This window comes from Marinomonas pollencensis (assembly GCF_003387375.1).
Lineage (GTDB): Bacteria > Pseudomonadota > Gammaproteobacteria > Pseudomonadales > Marinomonadaceae > Marinomonas > Marinomonas pollencensis.
Map to the genome: position 1 here is coordinate 17,832 of NZ_QUNG01000001.1, position 18,475 is coordinate 36,306.

At 45.5% G+C, this 18,475-nt stretch carries 16 protein-coding genes; 9 read left to right on the top strand and 7 right to left on the bottom strand.

Translation table 11 applies throughout. The annotated features are described in order from the left end of the window. Positions 1 to 27: 27 nt before the first annotated feature. From DFP81_RS00100 to DFP81_RS00110, 3 genes are all read left to right on the top strand, one after another. A complete protein-coding gene (locus DFP81_RS00100; RefSeq protein WP_115895729.1) occupies positions 28 to 849 on the top strand; it encodes an HAD-IIB family hydrolase in 822 nt (273 codons plus the stop codon). A 122-nt stretch (positions 850 to 971) separates the two neighbouring features. Beyond that, the gene (locus DFP81_RS00105; protein ID WP_115895730.1) at positions 972 to 2,198 is read left to right on the top strand and encodes a glycosyltransferase family protein; all 1,227 of its coding nucleotides are present in this window, start codon (positions 972 to 974) and stop codon (positions 2,196 to 2,198) included. A gap of 99 nt (positions 2,199 to 2,297) precedes the next feature. After that, positions 2,298 to 4,064, top strand: coding sequence for an alpha-amylase family glycosyl hydrolase (locus DFP81_RS00110; protein WP_115895731.1), 1,767 nt, complete (start codon positions 2,298 to 2,300; stop codon positions 4,062 to 4,064). Positions 4,065 to 4,136: 72 nt separating this feature from the next. Here DFP81_RS00110 and DFP81_RS00115 read toward each other — a convergent pair whose 3' ends face one another. Beyond that, positions 4,137 to 4,466, bottom strand: coding sequence for a DMT family transporter (locus tag DFP81_RS00115; RefSeq protein WP_220342782.1), 330 nt, complete (start codon positions 4,464 to 4,466; stop codon positions 4,137 to 4,139). 16 nt (positions 4,467 to 4,482) lie between these two features. Continuing rightward, the gene (locus DFP81_RS00120) at positions 4,483 to 6,321 is read right to left on the bottom strand and encodes an ABC transporter ATP-binding protein (RefSeq protein ID WP_115895732.1); all 1,839 of its coding nucleotides are present in this window, start codon (positions 6,319 to 6,321) and stop codon (positions 4,483 to 4,485) included. Positions 6,322 to 6,603: 282 nt separating this feature from the next. On the opposite strand from DFP81_RS00120, the gene DFP81_RS00125 reads away from it, so the two are divergent. The 4 genes from DFP81_RS00125 (at position 6,604) to DFP81_RS18150 (ending at position 9,473) form a co-directional block, all read left to right on the top strand. After that, positions 6,604 to 7,800 carry a Bcr/CflA family multidrug efflux MFS transporter gene (locus DFP81_RS00125; RefSeq protein WP_115895733.1) on the top strand — a complete coding sequence of 399 codons (1,197 nt, stop codon included), beginning with the start codon at positions 6,604 to 6,606 and terminating at the stop codon, positions 7,798 to 7,800. Between the two features lie 66 nt (positions 7,801 to 7,866). Beyond that, a complete protein-coding gene (locus DFP81_RS00130) occupies positions 7,867 to 8,217 on the top strand; it encodes a HopJ type III effector protein (RefSeq protein WP_115895734.1) in 351 nt (116 codons plus the stop codon). Positions 8,218 to 8,325: 108 nt separating this feature from the next. After that, complete coding sequence (locus tag DFP81_RS00135) at positions 8,326 to 9,147, top strand: HAD family hydrolase (RefSeq protein WP_115895735.1); 822 nt, start codon at positions 8,326 to 8,328, stop codon at positions 9,145 to 9,147. Between the two features lie 164 nt (positions 9,148 to 9,311). Continuing rightward, on the top strand, positions 9,312 to 9,473 hold the full coding sequence (locus DFP81_RS18150) for a hypothetical protein (RefSeq protein ID WP_181903014.1): 162 nt from the start codon (positions 9,312 to 9,314) through the stop codon (positions 9,471 to 9,473). Between the two features lie 67 nt (positions 9,474 to 9,540). Here DFP81_RS18150 and DFP81_RS00140 read toward each other — a convergent pair whose 3' ends face one another. Beyond that, positions 9,541 to 11,034, bottom strand: coding sequence for a TyrR/PhhR family helix-turn-helix DNA-binding protein (locus DFP81_RS00140; protein ID WP_115895736.1), 1,494 nt, complete (start codon positions 11,032 to 11,034; stop codon positions 9,541 to 9,543). Between the two features lie 57 nt (positions 11,035 to 11,091). Then, a complete protein-coding gene (locus DFP81_RS00145; RefSeq protein WP_115895737.1) occupies positions 11,092 to 12,303 on the bottom strand; it encodes an ROK family transcriptional regulator in 1,212 nt (403 codons plus the stop codon). 165 nt (positions 12,304 to 12,468) lie between these two features. On the opposite strand from DFP81_RS00145, the gene DFP81_RS00150 reads away from it, so the two are divergent. Both DFP81_RS00150 and DFP81_RS00155 read left to right on the top strand, forming a co-directional pair. Beyond that, positions 12,469 to 13,665 carry an AGE family epimerase/isomerase gene (locus DFP81_RS00150; protein ID WP_115895738.1) on the top strand — a complete coding sequence of 399 codons (1,197 nt, stop codon included), beginning with the start codon at positions 12,469 to 12,471 and terminating at the stop codon, positions 13,663 to 13,665. Positions 13,666 to 13,745: 80 nt separating this feature from the next. Further along, positions 13,746 to 14,699: a LysR family transcriptional regulator gene (locus tag DFP81_RS00155; protein WP_115895739.1), complete on the top strand. Its 954-nt coding sequence runs from the start codon at positions 13,746 to 13,748 to the stop codon at positions 14,697 to 14,699. A 113-nt stretch (positions 14,700 to 14,812) separates the two neighbouring features. Here DFP81_RS00155 and can read toward each other — a convergent pair whose 3' ends face one another. The 3 genes from can to DFP81_RS00170 all read right to left on the bottom strand — a co-directional run bounded on the left by can (position 14,813) and on the right by DFP81_RS00170 (position 18,454). Then, the gene (can, locus tag DFP81_RS00160) at positions 14,813 to 15,445 is read right to left on the bottom strand and encodes a carbonate dehydratase (RefSeq protein WP_115895740.1); all 633 of its coding nucleotides are present in this window, start codon (positions 15,443 to 15,445) and stop codon (positions 14,813 to 14,815) included. Further along, positions 15,435 to 16,298, bottom strand: a complete 864-nt coding sequence (locus DFP81_RS00165; protein ID WP_115895741.1) for a putative RNA methyltransferase — start codon at positions 16,296 to 16,298, stop codon at positions 15,435 to 15,437. Before DFP81_RS00165 ends, can begins: the two co-directional genes overlap by 11 nt. Positions 16,299 to 16,432: 134 nt before the next feature. After that, a complete protein-coding gene (locus tag DFP81_RS00170; RefSeq protein ID WP_115895742.1) occupies positions 16,433 to 18,454 on the bottom strand; it encodes a putative bifunctional diguanylate cyclase/phosphodiesterase in 2,022 nt (673 codons plus the stop codon). Positions 18,455 to 18,475: the final 21 nt, after the last annotated feature.

The following is an 18,475-nucleotide window of genomic DNA, read 5'->3' on the forward strand; positions in this document are numbered from 1 at the left end:
TGCAGGCTTTAAATAGATCCAATATACATGACGCGTCTTTTAGTATTTTCAGACCTAGATGGCACATTACTTGATCATCACACTTACAGCTTTCAGCCCGCCGCTCAGGCGTTTCAAGCGCTTAAGACGTTTACTATTCCTTGTATTTTAAACACCAGTAAAACCTATGCAGAACTGACTCAATTGCGCACAGAACTGGGCCATAAAGACCCGTTTATCGTGGAAAATGGAGCCGCGATCTATATCCCTAAACAGCTAGGTTTGCCGGTCGACGATTCGCTCGAAGATCATGGGGAATTCTGGCTTAAGTCTTTCGGCCCCAAACGGGACGCTCTGCTCCAACTGATTAGTCAATATAAAAACGAGTATCAGTTCCATGGTTTTAGTGAGATGCAATGGCAAGACATTGTCGCGTTAACCGGTCTGTCCGAAGAAAAAGCAAAACTGGCTATGCAACGAGAATTTACCGAACCCATGGTCTGGAAAGACTCCAATAACGCACTCAACACCCTGAAAAAAACTCTGGCGCCAGAAGGCATTCAACTGCAAAAAGGTGGGCGTTTTGTGCACCTCATGGGGGCTGAATGCGATAAAGCTCGTGCCATGTTATGGCTAACGGAATGCTACCAAGACCATTTTCAAGAAGCGGTTTCGACCATGGCGCTGGGAGACGGTGAAAATGACATTGGCATGCTCAGCAAAGCAGACATTCCTGTGGTGATTCGCTCTCCAGTTCATGCGCCGCCAGAGATTCCTTATCGTAGCGACGCTTGGTTAACCGATGGTTATGGTCCTACAGGCTGGGCCCAAGCCATTGATCAAGCCCTAATAAAACAAGGTATTGTCTAGCCAAGGTACTGTGTGGCCACCTAGCTTCGGAGCAAGAAACCGACGAGATTCGATACATAGCTTTAATACAACAATAACGACAGTTATGCCTCCAATGGCATAACAATATTAGGAGAAATATTATGGGTGATTTTTACCAAAACGGCATCATCACAACCCTGCACAATTTAGCACACCGCCCTCTGGAAGAGATGGAGAAAGAATTGTGTGAGTTTTCTAAAACCCGGCCTATGTCGCTTATTTTGCCTTGCCTATACTCTGAGTTAGAAACCGATGCCATGCCCAATATTATTGAGCATCTGAAGAAAGTCCCTTACCTAGAAGAAATAATCATTGGCTTAGACCGAGCGACTGAAGAGCAGTATCGACATGCCTTAGAATTTTTCAGCGTCTTGCCTCAAAAGTACAAAGTGTTATGGAATGACGGACCGCGTCTGCGCGCCATTGACAGCGTACTAAAAGGGGAACATCTCTCCCCTTCGGCGCCAGGTAAAGGGCGTAATGTTTGGTTTTGCATGGGCTATAACTTGGCGGCAGGGAAAGCGGAATCCATCGCCATGCACGATTGTGATATCGTCACTTATGATAGAGAGCTGCTGGCACGTCTAATTTACCCCGTTGCCAACCCAAGATTTAACTACGAATTCTGTAAAGGTTTCTATTCACGTACTGCAAACGGAAAAATGAATGGCCGTGTCAGTCGTCTATTGGTCACACCTCTGATTTACTCACTGAAGAAGGTGTTCGGTAATTTAGAATATCTAGATTATCTAGACAGCTACCGCTACCCATTGGCGGGGGAGTTTTCCTTCCGTCGCGACGTCATGACAGACATCCGCATCCCAAGCGATTGGGGGCTGGAAATTGGCGTATTAAGTGAAATGAAACGCAACTACTCCAATAACCGCCTATGCCAAGTGGATATTGCCGATGTATATGACCATAAACACCAAGATTTATCCGCCGACAACGACGACGGCGGCTTATCAAAAATGTCCATTGACATCACCAAAGCCATCTTTAGAAAGTTGGCCACCAATGGCATTATTTTTAACCAAGAAACCTTTCGAACCGTTAAAGCTACCTATTATCGTGTCGCTTTGGACTTTATCGAAACCTATCGTAATGATGCAGAAATCAACGGCCTAAAACTGGATGTACACTTAGAGGAACAAGCCGTTGAATTGTTTGCTGGCAACATTATGAAAGCCGGCGAGATGTATCTGGCCAACCCAATGGAAGCACCATTTATTCCAAGCTGGAACCGCGTCGTGAGCGCCTTCCCTGGGGTGATGAAGCAACTGGCCATTGCGGTTGAACAAGACATGAGTGAATTTGGCCCACAATAACCAAATCACTTGGTCTAAGCGTTTGCCTTGACGAGGCCAAAGCCTAACCAGATTAGGCTTTGGCGTTTTTTATTTCAAAAACACAACAGGTAGGTTGTCATGGAAAATATTGCCCCATCGCATTTAGAACAACGGCTGATGAGCCATTTACAAACTTTGTACCCTAACTTTGATGCCAGCGAACTTGCCCGCACCTGCCTAACGACTTTTAATCTGGACCCCAAGACAGAGTCCCCACGACCGCACCGAAATTTATGGGATCAGTCTGATATCATGCTGATTACCTATGCAGACACGCTTCGTTCAGAGAATGAAGCGCCCTTAGAAACCTTACAAAAATTCGTAAAGAATAAGCTTGCTGACAGTATCTCCGCGGTGCATTTATTGCCATTTTTTCCCTATAGTTCAGACGATGGTTTTAGTGTGATGGATTACACGACCGTGAACCCTTCTGCAGGTCGCTGGCAACATATTTCCGATATTGCAAAAGACTTCAAAGTAATGGGAGACCTGGTCATTAACCATTGCTCAAGTCGCAGCATGTGGTTTGAAAATTACAAAGCAGGCGTCGACCCAGGGGCAAAGTTCTTTTATGAAGCAGACCCAAATGCAGACCTAAGCGCGGTAGTTCGCCCGAGAACCTCCCCCTTACTACGGGAAGTACAGACCAAAAATGGTCAAAAGCACGTGTGGTGTACTTTTAGTCATGACCAGGTCGACTTAAACTTTGAAAACCCAGATGTGTTATTAGAGTTTCTCCGCATCATCCGTTTATATTTAGAAAAAGGAATTCGCTGGTTTCGCCTCGACGCTGTGGCCTTTCTATGGAAAATACCCGGCACCCCCAGTATTAACTTACCTCAAACCCATGAAATGATTCGTTTACTGCGTCTAATGATCGAGCATTATGCGCCGGACTCGGTGATCATTACTGAAACCAACATTCCCAATCAAGAAAACCTGACCTATTTTGGTAATGCTAACGAAGCCCATCTCATTTATAACTTTTCGTTACCTCCCTTATTAATCAACAGCTTAATTACGGGGGATTGTACTCATTTAAAACAATGGCTTATGTCGATGCCGCCCGCCCAACAAGGCACCACGTATCTTAATTTCATCGCATCCCATGATGGCATTGGCTTACGCCCAACCGAAGGTTTGTTAACCGAATGGGAGCTCGACACCCTAATCAACACCATGAAGCGCTTTGGTGGACGCCTCAGCTCCCGCACCACGCCGCAAGGAGAAGCCAAACCCTATGAAATTAACATCAGTTTATGGAATGCTCTAGCGGGCTCAGTCCAACAAGGCCCTGACCAATGGCAATTTGCACGCTTCATGTGTGCTGCAGGCGTGATGATGGCATTAGAGGGCGTTCCGGCGTTTTACATTCACAGTTTTTTTGGTACTGAAAACGACAACGAACGACTAGACAATACCGGACAGTTTCGCTCCATTAACCGTCATATTTGGCAAATGGATGATTTGGAGCACGCGCTCAATACCCCAACCCACCACCAAAAAGTCTTCCAAGGCATTTGCCGCTTAACACAGATTCGCCGCGCTCAAACCGCCTTCCACCCTAATGCAACACAGTATGTACTGCACATGGGCGACAGCTTATTTGCTTTTTGGCGGCAAAGTTTAGACCGTCGCCAAAGCTTGTTTGCTGTGTATAACATGACGGACCAACCTCAGAACTTTAACCTTTCTGAACTGAACTTAATTGCCACCGACGATTGGACGGACTTAGTCACCGAGCAAGTGTATGAAGATCATTTAGCCAACGTAACGCTGATGCCCTATCAGTTTGTTTGGCTAGCCAATAAAAAAGGCAAAATAAAACTCAGCCAACCAAAATAAACAAGCACCTCATGCTTTGCAGCAGGCAATAAAAAACACGGCAGCCGCCGTGTTTTTTATTGTTCGAAACTATTAATGGCTAACTGTTTTTGAAAACACATTAATAATCACGACCCCAGCCACAATTAACGACATACCTAACCAAGCCGCAAAATCCAGTTTTTCATTCGCAAACCAGTAACCAAATAATGAAATAAGCACGACTCCCAAGCCAGACCAAATGGCATAGGTCACACCGGTTGGTAGCGTCCGCATCACAATTGTCAGTAAATAGAAGGACACTCCGTAGCCGATAAACGCCAAGCAAGTAGGTGCGAGTCGCGAAAAAGAGTCAGACGCCTTTAATGCCGTAGTGGCCAGCACCTCACACACAATCGCTAAAAATAAAATAAAGTAGGTCACCATCATTTGCTCACAATTAAATAATGTCTTCAGCCAAAAAACCACCCGTTTGGTGCGCCCACAATTTGGCATAAATACCAGCTTGTTGAATCAACTCATCATGGGTACCTTGCTCTGCTATCACGCCTTTATCCAGCACAATAAGACGATCCATCGCGGCAATCGTAGACAACCTATGGGCAATAGCAATCACTGTTTTACCTTCCATCAAACGATATAAGCTCTCTTGAATCGCAGCCTCTACTTCAGAATCTAAAGCCGAGGTCGCTTCATCCAAAATAAGCAAGGGGGCGTCTTTCAACAATACCCGTGCAATGGCAATACGCTGGCGCTGACCTCCCGAAAGTTTAATCCCGCGCTCCCCCACCATAGCATCGTAGCCGGTATTTCCATAAGGGTCGGTTAAAGTTTGAATAAACTCATCGGCTTCGGCTTTTTTCGCGGCGGCAATCATCTCCTCTTCACTGGCATCAGGGCGACCATAGAGTAAATTTTCGCGCACCGTACGATGCAGTAATGAGGTGTCCTGAGTCACCATACCAATATGGGCTCGTAACGTATCCTGCTGTACCTGGCTGATGTTTTGGCCATCAATCAATATGCGCCCAGATTCTACATCGTGAAAACGCATTAGCAGGTTCACTATGGTGGATTTTCCCGCCCCAGAGCGGCCGACGACACCAATCTTTTCGCCTGCTTTAATCGCCAAACTTAGCTCATTGATCACCTTACTGTCTTGCCTGCCATAATGAAAATGCACCCGGTCAAATTCGATATTACCGTAGCGAACTTGCAAAGGTTTAGCGCCCTGCTCATCTTGTATTTGCAGAGGTTTAGACAAGGTTTTCATGCCATCTGTTACCATGCCTATATTTTCAAACAAGGTACTGACTTCCCACATAATCCATTGAGCCATGCCATTAACACGCAACGACAAACTCACCGCAATAGCAATAGCACCGACACTTATTTGCCCATAAGTCCACAATAAGATGGCCACTCCAGCCACACTAAACGCGAGCAAATAGTTACAAATCTGCACCCCAACATTTAGCCCTGTGACGAGACGCATTTGCTGATGCACCGTGCTTAAAAAGCCGTCCATTCCTTGTTTAGCATAACTGGCTTCACGCTGAGTATGGGAGAAAAGCTTAACGGTGGAGACATTGGTGTAACTGTCTACAATGCGCCCTGTCATGGTAGAGCGCGCATCGGCTTGCTTAGTGGATACGCGCTTCAGTTTTGGTACAAAATAAAATTGCAGGGCAATATACAATCCCAGCCACACCAGCATAGGCAACATCAAGCGGTAATCCGCCTGAGCAATCAACACCAGCATAGAAACAAAATACACTAGGATATAGACCAATACATCGAGCAATTTCATAACGCTTTCGCGCACCGCCAATGAAGTCTGCATCACTTTAGTGGCGACTCGGCCGGCAAAATCATCTTGAAAGAAAGTAACACTTTGCTTAAGCACATAGCGGTGGGCAAGCCAACGAATGCGCATCGGGTAATTCCCCAACAAGGTTTGATGGATAATCGCGGAGTGCACAAAAGTAATCAATGGCATCACTATCAACACCATTAATGCCATCCCCAGGAGACGAACTCCTTCTTCGGCAAAAAAAGTATCTGGGTCTTTGACCACCAGCCAATCCACCAATTGCCCCATAAAGCTAAACAGCGTTACTTCTAATATTGCAATTATTGCAGTCAGTAGCGACATCAAAATTAAGGGAATTTCAACGCCTTTAGAATAGTAGCGGCAAAACGCATACAGAGTATTCGGAGCTTGGGAGGGTTCAGTGGTAGGGTAAGCTTCTATCCAACGCTCGAAGAACCGTAACATAACATTCCTTAGTAATCAGAAAAACGCTGACATTCCCTATTCTAAATAGGCGCAATGGCAGAGTATGAAGAAAGCGCGACGCACACTTTTTATAGCTTAACAGCGAATCATACCGAAAGCGCACCGTGAAAGCGCAACAGGCTCTAAATAACTGACTGGCTTTCCTAGTGTTTGCACAATTCAAAATCCCCTGAAAGCAATAAGTGATTATAATTGTTGGTTCTCTGCTCAGCGGGAGTGTATCCGTTAAGTCAAACTCATCTGATAATATAGTGCACCCATATGAAGCTAACCTTTCCAGTTATCCTTGTTCTTGGCTTGTTATCTGGCCTCACGCCGCTTGCTATTGACGCTTATTTACCCAGTATTCCATCCATTGCGAAAGACTTAAACACAGACATTGGGCTGGTGCAGATGACCCTCAGCATGTACTTGATTGTGTTTGCTGTATTGCAACTTTTCTTTGGACCAATTTCTGACGCTATTGGCCGTCGCAAAGTGGTACTCAGTGGGCTTTCTCTGTTTTTTCTTGGCAGTATTATTTGTGCCTTGGCACAAAACTACAACATGCTTATATCTGGCCGAGCGATACAAGCCATTGGCGGCGCGGCGGTGGCTGTTAGTATTCCCGCTTTAGTCAAAGATAAAATGTCCGCCAATCAATTTGCTAAAGCCATGTCGATGGTGATGCTCACTATGTCGCTTGCCCCATTGGCTGCGCCTATCATAGGTGGCGCTATCCTGGTTTTTCTTAATTGGCATTACATTTTTGTCTTTCTGGCAATCGTTTCGTCTCTTGGCGCCATCTTATTTATGCGCACCATTCCCGAAACCCTGCATAAGGATAAACGCAAACGCTTGTCTCTCATTAATGCACTCAGCAATTACTACACCTTGCTGAAAAAACCCGCTGTGATTGGCTACATAGGGGCAGGATCGCTCCATTTTGCAGGTATGATGTGCTTTATAACAGGCTCTTCATACGTCTATATTGAGCTTTATGACATCAAAGCATCACAATTTGGCTTTGTTTTTGCCTTGAATGTCCTAGGCATGGTGACTGCGACCTTTATTAACAGCCGCTTAGTCGAAAAGGTCGGGGTAGATCGACTGACAAAATACGCCGTTTGTGTTCTGCTCGCAGCCTCTGCTGGCCTGTTTATCCTCAGCTTTTTCGACCACCCGCCACTGATTAGCATTATCGCTTGCTGTATCTTTTTCATGGGAACCATGGGGATTCTAGGGGGAGGATTTATGGCAGGCGCAATGCGCAATGCAGGCAACCATAATGGCAGTGTCGCAGCCCTTGCTGGCTCCTTCCGCTTTTCAGCAGGCGCTTTAAGCGGCGTCGCTGTTAGTTTATTTCACACAGGTACGGCCGCCCCTATGCTGCTGATTATGGCACTGTGCGGCACGTTGGCCTTTATTACGTATCAATTTGTGCATCATAAATTCGAGCCCACACACAACAAACACTAATTCTTTTTTTGTCCTTTACTGACTGAACCCTGATCACATGATTGTGATCAGCAAAATGGAGATCTCATGTTAACGAGCAACACACTACTTACTAAGCTAAAAGCCACACCACAAGACGTGCAATTTAAAGACGTGATTGACGTTATTGAAGCAGAATACGACTTTACTCCAGTGGCTTTTACCAATGGCCAACAAGCAAACGCTGCCAACGAAAACAACGGTTCATGCAAGATTTTTTCCTTCGCTGCACTGTATCAATTAACAGAAGCCGAAACTCTGGCGCTTTTTGGTGATTTTTATCGCCTTGATGTACTGGAAAACCCAACGGCCAATGACCATCAAAACATTCGCCAATTTATGATTTCTGGCTGGCAAGGCATCTCCTTTGACGCCCCAGCGCTTAGCAAAAAAGCCTAATTCAAAGCAGACCAGCAATACTTGCTGGTCTGCTTTCCCACCCTGCGCCCCCCTTCCTTAGAAACACAAAGTGCGTTAGTGTTAGCTCGACTTAACGGCGAGGTAGTTATGGATTTATTAGCATTTGATTTAGACGGCACACTATTAAACCGTCAGCAACGTCTTTCCGAATACACCTGCGATACTTTACGACGCCTAGATGCGGCCGGCATCGCCTACACAGTGGCCACCGGCAGAACTCATTTCGCCGCGAAAGCTTGCATTGCAGACCATCACTTTCCGCATTGGCAAATTTTCAAAAATGGTGTGGAATGGTGGAACCCGAACGATCAATCATACCGTCACCGTAACTTTTTAACCGCCGATTCAATCAGTGATACCTTATCTGCATTTGCCGAGCATCAAGTGACACCGTTTGTTTTTTGTTTGGCTGAAGATGGCTCCCATAAGGTGTATCACAGCCCTTTGCTGGGCAATTTGAGCGACCATATTGCCAACGAACTAGGCTCCCATGAGCAGCTGAGCCTTCACCCTATTGAAGAGCTTTCAACCAATGCGGTTATCACTAATATCAGCGCCATGGGCAAACCTGAGCTGGTTGAAAGCTTAGTCGCAGGTTGCCAACAACAGGATCATCTCACGGCTTATTCCGGCGGCGGTATTTACACCCAGGACGCCTATTGGCTCGACATTCATCACAGCGGCGCTTGCAAAGGCTCCTCATTGATGGAACTAAAAGCAGAAATGGGTGCCCAACGTGTTATCGTCTTTGGCGACGGTGATAACGATTTATCCATGTTTGAAAACGCCGATGAAGCTTTTGCCACACAAAATGCATTAGAGCATGTCAAAGCAGCAGCGACCGACGTCATTGGTCATCATGATGAAGACGGGGTTGCTCGCTATTTACGTAAGCGATATGACCTTTGATCAATGCAAAACAGGAGCCGCACAGACTTTGCAACGGGAAAATCGCCGACTGGCTTGCAATATAATAAAGCGGCCCCATTTACTTAAATATACTAAAATGATCTTTACCCGATTAGCCTAATGGCTCATGATAGGTTCAAGAAGAATAAGTTTGGAGAGACACTATGTTTGAATTTTTACTATTTGTTGCTGCTTGTGCTGTGATTGCCGTGCTAGCAAGCAATATTCAAAAGATCGCCTCTCAACCAAAGGTGAAACTGCAACCGATTAAAATTGAGCGTGAAACACCTCGTAAAAAAGCGCCGCCGCATCGCCGCCCATACTAAGACTTATTACGAGCCCCACTAAGCCACTGACCTTTTGAGATGTGGCTTTTTTGTACCTGCCCATTACTCAATGAATGCCGTATTCTTTTAACTTATTAGCGATCGCGCTATGACTAACACCTACCGCCTTAGCAAGTTTTCTAGTACTCGGGTGATCAGGGTAAAGACTTTTCAGCAATGTCGCCTCAAAGTGTTTGAGTGTTTTATCTAAAGATCCATCTAATAAAACCAAAGATGCCTTGTTTGTGTCTTCTGGCAAGCAAATGGTCTCTGGCTGCCATTCGCCTTGTTGTGACACGCTCAGGGTCTGTAAGCAAACATTCTGCAACTCTTTGTGATTGCCAGGCCAAGAATACAGCGACAACTTTAGCAAAGCCCCTTTGGAAACCTTTGGCATAGGCACACCATAACGTTCAGCATAAGCTTGCAGTGTTTGCTGCAATAAGCCAGCTAAGTCTTCACGCCGTTCCTTTAGACTAGGAACCTGTAAAAACAACCCCGACAAAGCAAAATACAAGGTACGGTTTAAGCCATATTGCGAAATAAGCTGAGACTGCGGTTGCGTGCTCAAGGAGACAATCCGGCAATTTGATTCGAAACTGGTGGAAAACTCGGGACGCCGGGTGAGCCAATTCGCCAAGGCCACCTGCACATCTGGCGACAAGTATTCCAGCTCCTCAATTACCAACCAACCATTTAAGTGATCGAGCTTTGCTACCTCTTCTAGATGCATGTCTCGGCCATGCCGTATGATCAGTTGCGCGGTTTGATCAAATTGTTGCGCCAACCAATATTGAAACAATGCCCGGACTAAGTCTCGCTTTCCTGTACCCGCCTCTCCTTGAATAAACAAAGGTTCTGGCATATTTGCAAACGCTTTTGCACGGTGAAGCATCTCTCGCATCACGCTGCTTTGGCTAACCTGAGCTTGGAAGTATTGCGCCAAATCATTTTCTGCATTAGGCGCTTGCTTAAAATTCGCAGCTTGCCTATCCAAGCGCGCTTGCGATTTAAGATGAATAACACTACCGGCTGGATTGGCGTTCCCCTCTTCATCTGGGACAAATATGGGTTTCATTTCCAACAACAAGGCTTTATTACGGATCCGTATGCGCATACTGACCCCACCGACAATATCGTCCCAAGTCACCTTGGCAAAGCTCACTCCTTTGATAAACTGCTGCAACGGGCGAGACAATAATTCAGTGATTGGCACCCCGAGGTCTTGCGCAGCCAAATCCGTCGCCATGGTAATGATGCCTTTTAAATCCACCGCGATGACACCATCCGGCAACGCCTCCAATAAGGTGTGCAGCGCATTATGCTCACGCTCAGATGGGGTAAAGGTTACGCGCTTTACGTCCTGCACACCCCCCAAACGCCGCAACTCACCAAGCAACTGCTGTAATTTCGCGAATTCAATATCTGGAAAGCCACAATAAATACAGTGGCGCACTGTATCGGCTTCGATCAAGCGAATGTCGATTTGATGGGGAACAAACAGGTCCAGCACTTCTCGCACCATACCAATTCTATCTTCACACTGTATCTCTAAGCGCATTATGCCCCCTTTCAGGCTGATGGTGATTGCTTGTGGTGATTGCTTGTGGCCCCTACATTATGGTTTCAGTGTTTGCGAAGAAGCCAATAGCAATAACTCCCGTTGGGGCGCAAACGTTTCGTACAAAGGCAACACCGCCGCCCCTAAAGTGACCGCAGTCTCATCGGCATAGGCAGGACCTATATCCGGTACCGGCAACACACTTTGTTGCGCCAAACAGGTTTGCACCGCATCAATCAACTGAGGTAATACGCTACTCGGCAAACGCCCACCAATCACTATGGCTTCTGGGTCATAAAGTGCAATCACCGCACTCAATGCTGGCTGAATCTCGAAAGCAACTTCTTGACACCATTGATCGACCAATTGCTGACACTTAGGGTGCTGCCACTGCGCAGCCACCGTCGGCCAAGGTAAATCATGCCCTGCAAAAAAGCGCTTAAGAGAAGAAATAGACAAAGCTTCTAAGATCCAGCGCCCATGTTTACCGGTAGCAGTGGGTAACAAACCAAAGCTACCAGCCTTGCCATGCGCACCAGAGTAACACTCGCCATCAGCAACAATACTGCCGCCACAAGCAATACTGACAAACAAATAAAAGAAGTGCTTTCTTGGTGTTTTTGCGCCAAACAGTAATTCGCTAGTAGCAGCGGCGATAGCATCATTTTCTTTATAACAAGGCAAACCTGTCTGCTCTGACAACCAAGACTCAAACGCGTCAGATTGCCAATAAGTCAACTCGGCTTGCAGGCCTTCTAAATCCGTTCGCTGCACGGCATCCGTCACTAAAGAATCCAACCAAGCATCCATGTAATCGGGTTTCGCCAAACCCACCCCTTGTACCTTGACCCAATCTTCTTGCAAACGCGCTTTGACGTCTGCAATGAGTGCCAGCGCAATTTCTTTAGCTGTTTGCTCTGTTGGAAAAGAAACTTGTTTTTCCAACGACAAAACACAGTGGCCACTAAAATCCAATAAAACCGCACTAATACGGTCACGATCAACATTGATCCCTAACCCATAAGCCCCCTGGTGATTAAGGCTCAATTGCACCGACGGCTGACCTCGGCGCCCTCGCACCTTGCCATCGACTTTCACTAGACCACGCTCAAGAAGCGAGCCTGTGATAACAGAAATAGTCTGGGCACTGAGACCCGTTTGCTGCGCTATATAACCCCGAGACAAGCCTGGTTTCTGGCGAACTAGCTGAAGAATAATACGTTCATTGTAAATACGACTTTGTTCTGAAGTGCTACCCGACGATTTCATACACTACTGCTCTACTACGAAGACTGTAAACTAGCGATTTGTTTTTACTAAATCTAATTGATTTAATACTAACAGACGCTAATATGCCATGGTATTCTCATGCCTTTATAAGCAAACACATAACAACAAAAAACCATTCATACTAAACACCGCAAGGAAAAAACTATGAGCCAACTTCCGAATTTCCGCTCAGCTGATTTTTTGGATCAGCATATTAAGTCAACCATGGCTTTTTACCACCCAAACTGCATTGATCAGGATGGCGGATTTTTTCAATTCTTTAAAGACAATGGCGACATTTACGACACAGACACACGCCACCTTGTGAGCAGTACACGCTTTGTATTCAATTACGCTAAAGCCTATATGAATGAAGGCAAAAGTGAATACTTAGACGCGACTCGCCATGGTTTGGCGTATTTGCGCGAACGCCATAAACGCGATAACGGTGGCTATGTTTGGCTATTAAGCAAAGACGAAAACCTAGACGAAACCAACCATTGCTACGGCTTAGCTTTTGTCTTATTAGCTTATTCCACCGCCTACAAAGCCGGTGTAGAAGAAGCAAAACCTTGGATTGCTGAAACCTTCTCCTTAATGGAAAAGCATTTCTGGGACACCTCATTCGGATTATACAAAGATGAGATTTCAGCGGATTGGCAAACCGTCTCACCTTACCGTGGACAAAATGCCAATATGCACAGCTGTGAAGCCTTGATTGCTGCATTTGACGCCACTCAAGAGCAACATTACCTAGACCGCGCTTTGCTTGTGGCAGAAAATATTTGCCAACGCCAAGCAGCCCTAGGAAATGGTCAAATTTGGGAGCATTACACAACAGATTGGCAGATCGATTGGGAATACAACAAGGAAGACCCTAAAAACCTATTCCGCCCTTGGGGTTTCCAACCAGGCCACCAAACTGAATGGTCTAAGCTACTGCTTCTGATTCAGCAACGTAAACCTCAAGACTGGTTAATTCCAAAAGCCGTGGCACTGTTTGAACACGCTTGGTCACAATCTTGGGATAATGAAAATGGCGGCCTTTGCTACGGTTATGACCCGAAAGGCAATGTCTGCGATGGCGATAAGTACTTTTGGGTACAAGCCGAGTCCTTTGCCGCTGCCGCAATGCTTGCTTTGGCCACCAAAGAAGACAGTTATTGGCAACGTTATGAGCAGCTTTGGCAATACAGCTGGAAGCATATGATTGATCATAAGTTTGGCGCTTGGTTCCGCATTCTACAGCAAGATAATAGCGCTTATGATGACTGTAAGAGCCCAGCCGGTAAAACCGACTACCACACGATGGGCGCTTGCTATGAAGTGATTGAACAACTAAGCAAAACCTCGGCAAACTAACGCTAAAATTGGGGTTCATCGTTCTATTCATTGGTAAAATACAGTATGATGCTGCCAATGCTAATCGACATGAGCCCCTTATGCAGTTAGATAAAATAGATCTCAACTTACTTCGTTATTTAGACTCCCTGCTACGAGAACAAAACGTTACTCACGCTGCCAATCAATTGGGTATCACCCAGCCTGCCATGAGTAATGGCTTACGACGATTAAGAGATCTATTCCACGATCCATTATTGGTTCGTACCAGCGACGGCATGATGCCAACTGCACTGTCAATTCAGCTGCAACCACGTGTTCAGCGCATTTTGCAATCGGTGGATGAAGTTCTTCATCTTGGACAAAATTTCGAGGCAGAATCCAGCTCCCGCGTATTTCGCATTATGGCCAGTGATTATGCCGAAGCCACACTCATCCCACCACTGATGAAAAAGCTGCAAAGTGACGCGCCCGGTGTCATTCTGGACGTCATGAACCCAAGCGATGTAAGCTTTCACGACGTAGAAAAAGGCAAAGTCGATTTGGTTATTAACCGCTTTGAAACCTTGCCTCAATCCTTTCATCAAAAATCTGTTTGGGTAGACCGCTTTTCCTGCTTGGTACCAGCCAATTCAGAGATTGCCAAAAACTTCACCCTAGAGACTTATTTAGCTTCCCCTCATGTATGGGTAAGTAAAACTGGGTTTGGCGTTGGGGTAGGAATTCAACCTGAAGAAGTACAAAAACTGGGCTGGGTAGACAGCTCATTAGCGGATCTAGGCCATAAGCGAAATATTCGTTTATTCACTCGTAATTACAACGTTGCAATGCGCGCTACAGAGCAACTTGGTCTAATCGCGACGCTACCGTCTTTAGCCACCAAATTGATGGAAGGCAACAATAACGTTGTTGTGTTACCGCCACCGTTTGAAATTCCACCGGTCGAGCTAAAAATGCTGTGGAGCCCTCTGCTGCAACATGATCCAGGGCATATTTGGTTACGCTCAACGATCGCAGGTTGCGCACGAGCTATTGCGGAAAACAACAGCCTTTAAGCTCAGCTCGTCATCCACTTAAAAAAAGACCCCCAATCGCTACGCTAGCAAGGATTGAGGGTCTTTTTTTATTTCGCGTTCTTATGTTTCTAAAGACGTCAAAGCCGCATCAATTAAAGCTCGTTAAGCTTTCTTTCTGCATCTTCTAGAGTAGAAACAGTCACATCCAGATCCGTAATGTGACCATTATTGATGCTGTAGCACCAACCATGCACATGCAACTCTTGTCCATTTTTCCAAGCATTCTGAACAATGCTGCTTTGTGATACATGAGACACTTGCTCCATCACATTCAGTTCACACATACGGTCAAAGCGCTGATGCTCGTCTGCAATGCTGTCCACTTCACTTTTATGCAAACGGTAAACATCTTTAATATGGCGCAACCAGTTATCAATGAGACCATGCTCAGCAGCGTCCATCGCCGCCTTGATGCCACCACAACCATAATGACCAACCACCATAATGTGCTTCACTTTCAACACATCCACCGCAAATTGAATCACCGACAGACAGTTAAGATCGGTGTGAACAACCACGTTGGCGATATTACGGTGAACAAACACTTCACCCGGCAGCAAATCAACAATCTGATTCGCCGGAACACGACTATCTGCACAACCAATCCATAAGTACTCAGGTTTTTGTTGCTTTGACAGTGTTTCAAAAAAGTCTGGATCTTCGCTGTTTACTTTTTCAGCCCACTCTCTATTTTTCTGAAAAAGGTGATTTAAACTATTCGGCATTATGGTCTTCCTCTGTCGCCTTTTGATACCAACGGAACTTAACATGCGCAGTGACACTAATTTCATTCAACTCTTTAACCGCTTCTTTGCCTTCATAGGAGGCTTTATGTATATGCGGTGTCATACATAAAAGCTGATGTATTTCATCCTGAGAATTTAGTTTAAAAGGATAATGCAGGCTGCTTTCAGCAACCAGTGTAAAGCCCTCTATACCATCACTGTGCGTCGCTTTATAAGCGTGAATACTTGGGTATAAGATTTCACGTAATTCAAGCAGATGCTCCTCTCCTGACTCAACAAGAAGCATATATCCCTGATCAGATAAGGTGCGATAAAACTCACTGAACACAGGAAACCCAAACAAACACAGTACCAGATCTAAACACTTATCAGGCATTGGTAGGCCCGCATTACTGCCCACAATCCAAGTCGCATTTTTTGTACGTTTACTGGCTGCTGTGACCGCCCATTTGGATATATCCAAACCAATCCCTTGGAGCAAGACATCACGCTGGGAAAATTCATTCAGCAAATGATGCAAATAATATCCCTCTCCACAACCTGCATCTAATACACGACAAGGAGACTGAGCCTTCAGAGCATCAGGCCATTGATCTATCATGTGTTTTACAATAGGAAAGTAGTGATCGAGGTTCAGAAATGATTGCCGATAGGAGACCATTTCTTTGCTATCACCAGGGTCTTTGGATCGTTTATTTTGGACAGGTAATAAATTGACATAACCAGATTTTGCTATATCAAAAGAATGCCCATTAGGACAAACCAGACTGCGCTCTTGCAAACTCAGTGACTGTTTATCTATCGGGCAGGAAAGCTGTTCGAAGGTTGGCACAATGTTTCCGCTGAAGCTAATTTTGTGTTTAGTTTATGAGGATATCTCTCCATAAACAAGCAAACCAGCGCTCAGAAAAACAAAAGCGCAAAAATAGATGCCTCTTTTTCATATTAGCTACATAATACTGGCAATTAATGCACAGCAGAGAGCATAGACGCTCCCATTAAATGGCTGTTCATATAGACAGAGAAGTCATCATGACTCATAGGCCGAGCAAAAAGATAGCCCTGCACTTCTTCACAATGGTAGCCATTAAGCACTTCTATTTGTGAATGGTTTTCGACCCCTTCTGCGATCACTTTTAAATTAAGGCTGTTGGCCATTGCGATGGTGGCTTTCACAATCGCTTCATCGTCACTATCCACCCCTAAATCATTCACAAAAGAGCGGTCTATTTTCAAGGTTTGAATTGGGAATTTCTTCAGGTAAGCCAAAGAAGAATAACCGGTACCAAAATCATCAATCGACAAAGTTAAACCTAACGCTCTAAATGCGTGCAATTTTTCTATGGTTTGCTGAGCGTCTGCCATTAACATGCTCTCCGTTAATTCAAGCTCTAAATAGCGCGGATCGACTCCAGTCTCCGCCAACACTTGAGACACCATTTCCACTAAGTCTGATTGCATAAATTGTCGGCCCGATAGATTAACCGATAAGCTGATCGCTGGATAACCTTGCTCGCGCCACTCTTTTAATTGGTAACAGGCACGTCGAATAACCCACTCACCCAAGGGCAAAATCAAACCACTTTCTTCGGCCAGAGGAATAAATTGATCAGGGCTAATCATACCCAACTCAGGGTGCATCCAACGAATCAGCGCCTCTGCCCCTACTGTCGCTTTGTCTGACAAGCGAATCTTAGGCTGATAGAAGAGCTCAAATTGCTCCTCTTCAATGGCTTTTCGCAGCCCTCCACCTAGGGTTAAATGCGCCCGAATGGTATCGGCCATTGCCTCTTCATAAATAAAATAGGAATTATGAGATATGGACTTTGCACGATACATGGCCGCATCCGCGTTCTTCAGCAAGTAATCGATGTTATCACCATGCTGCGGATAACAGGCGATGCCAATACTCGCGGTAATCATCATCTCCATTTTTGATACAGGATAAGGCTTGATCGAATGCTTGATGACCGTTTGTGCGATATCAACCAGCTCATCCATTCCTGACGCATGCTCTTGCACTATGACAAATTCATCGCCACCTAATCGGTACAAACAAGCCGATTGCGGAATGGTGCTCTTAATACGTTCCGCCACCTGCTGAATCAACTCATCCCCAACCCTATGGCTAAAGGTATCATTCACTACTTTAAAACCATCCAAATCGAGCGATAAAACACCAAATTTAAGATTGCGCTTACGGGCATTCACCAAGGCTCTTTCCAGTTGGCTATAGAGTAAGTTTCGATTAGGCAGCTGGGTTAATGGGTCGTAATTATTCAATCGATAAAGGACAGTCTCATGATCCCTTTCTTCTTGAATATCATGGGCTAAGAGGAAAACTCGATCGCTGGCAGCTTGATAGCAGACTTCTATTTGTTGCCAACGCACACCTTTGACGGTCGACAAACGGATTTCTTGGGTGTGCAACTCTCTACTAGAGAGCATGGCCATTATGCCATGGGCCGCACTCGAAACCACAAACAGGTCTTCTATTTGCTCCACAGAGCCAAAGCGCTGTGAAAAACTGCGATTCATATCAAGCAGCGCACCTTTGCCATCAAAGACAGCCATTGGCAATGAATTAAAGCAGCGCACTATATCTAAAGAAGACCACTCGCTGGTGAAAGAGTCAGCCAAAACCGGGCGCTCGTTCACTGTCAAAGATTGCACTTTCACAGACACACCGCGGTTGCTTGCACCTAAAGAAATCACTGTGCCAATGCAATTAACACGTTCCTTGCTCAAGGTAGAACACGGCCATATAAACTGCAAAGTCGCACCTAAAGGCTGACTTTGAACGAAGCTTTTTAAGCGCTGTAAGAGCGCTGCATCAATGATAAATTTGGCAAGGTCTTCACCTTCGAAAAAATGGCTAAACAGCCATTTTGCCTCTTTATTACTCCATGAGATACTCGCACGCTCAATGTCAACAACCCAAGATGATTGGCTAATTTTAGGGCTCAAGATATTAGGTGACTCTATCATTCCATTCTACTGCATTAAAAA

Excerpts from the sequence above, each read along its gene's own strand:
- DFP81_RS00120 (WP_115895732.1), bottom strand. The coding sequence starts at position 6,321 with ATGTTACGGTTCTTCGAGCGTTGGATAGAAGCTTACCCTACCACTGAA.
- DFP81_RS00100 (WP_115895729.1), top strand. The coding sequence starts at position 28 with ATGACGCGTCTTTTAGTATTTTCAGACCTAGATGGCACATTACTTGAT.
- DFP81_RS00105 (WP_115895730.1), top strand. The coding sequence starts at position 972 with ATGGGTGATTTTTACCAAAACGGCATCATCACAACCCTGCACAATTTA.
- DFP81_RS00110 (WP_115895731.1), top strand. The coding sequence starts at position 2,298 with ATGGAAAATATTGCCCCATCGCATTTAGAACAACGGCTGATGAGCCAT.
- can (WP_115895740.1), bottom strand. The coding sequence starts at position 15,445 with ATGCCGAATAGTTTAAATCACCTTTTTCAGAAAAATAGAGAGTGGGCT.
- DFP81_RS00140 (WP_115895736.1), bottom strand. The coding sequence starts at position 11,034 with ATGCGCTTAGAGATACAGTGTGAAGATAGAATTGGTATGGTGCGAGAA.
- DFP81_RS00155 (WP_115895739.1), top strand. The coding sequence starts at position 13,746 with ATGCAGTTAGATAAAATAGATCTCAACTTACTTCGTTATTTAGACTCC.
- DFP81_RS00150 (WP_115895738.1), top strand. The coding sequence starts at position 12,469 with ATGAGCCAACTTCCGAATTTCCGCTCAGCTGATTTTTTGGATCAGCAT.
- DFP81_RS00145 (WP_115895737.1), bottom strand. The coding sequence starts at position 12,303 with ATGAAATCGTCGGGTAGCACTTCAGAACAAAGTCGTATTTACAATGAA.
- DFP81_RS00130 (WP_115895734.1), top strand. The coding sequence starts at position 7,867 with ATGTTAACGAGCAACACACTACTTACTAAGCTAAAAGCCACACCACAA.
- DFP81_RS00125 (WP_115895733.1), top strand. The coding sequence starts at position 6,604 with ATGAAGCTAACCTTTCCAGTTATCCTTGTTCTTGGCTTGTTATCTGGC.
- DFP81_RS18150 (WP_181903014.1), top strand. The coding sequence starts at position 9,312 with ATGTTTGAATTTTTACTATTTGTTGCTGCTTGTGCTGTGATTGCCGTG.
- DFP81_RS00135 (WP_115895735.1), top strand. The coding sequence starts at position 8,326 with ATGGATTTATTAGCATTTGATTTAGACGGCACACTATTAAACCGTCAG.
- DFP81_RS00170 (WP_115895742.1), bottom strand. The coding sequence starts at position 18,454 with ATGATAGAGTCACCTAATATCTTGAGCCCTAAAATTAGCCAATCATCT.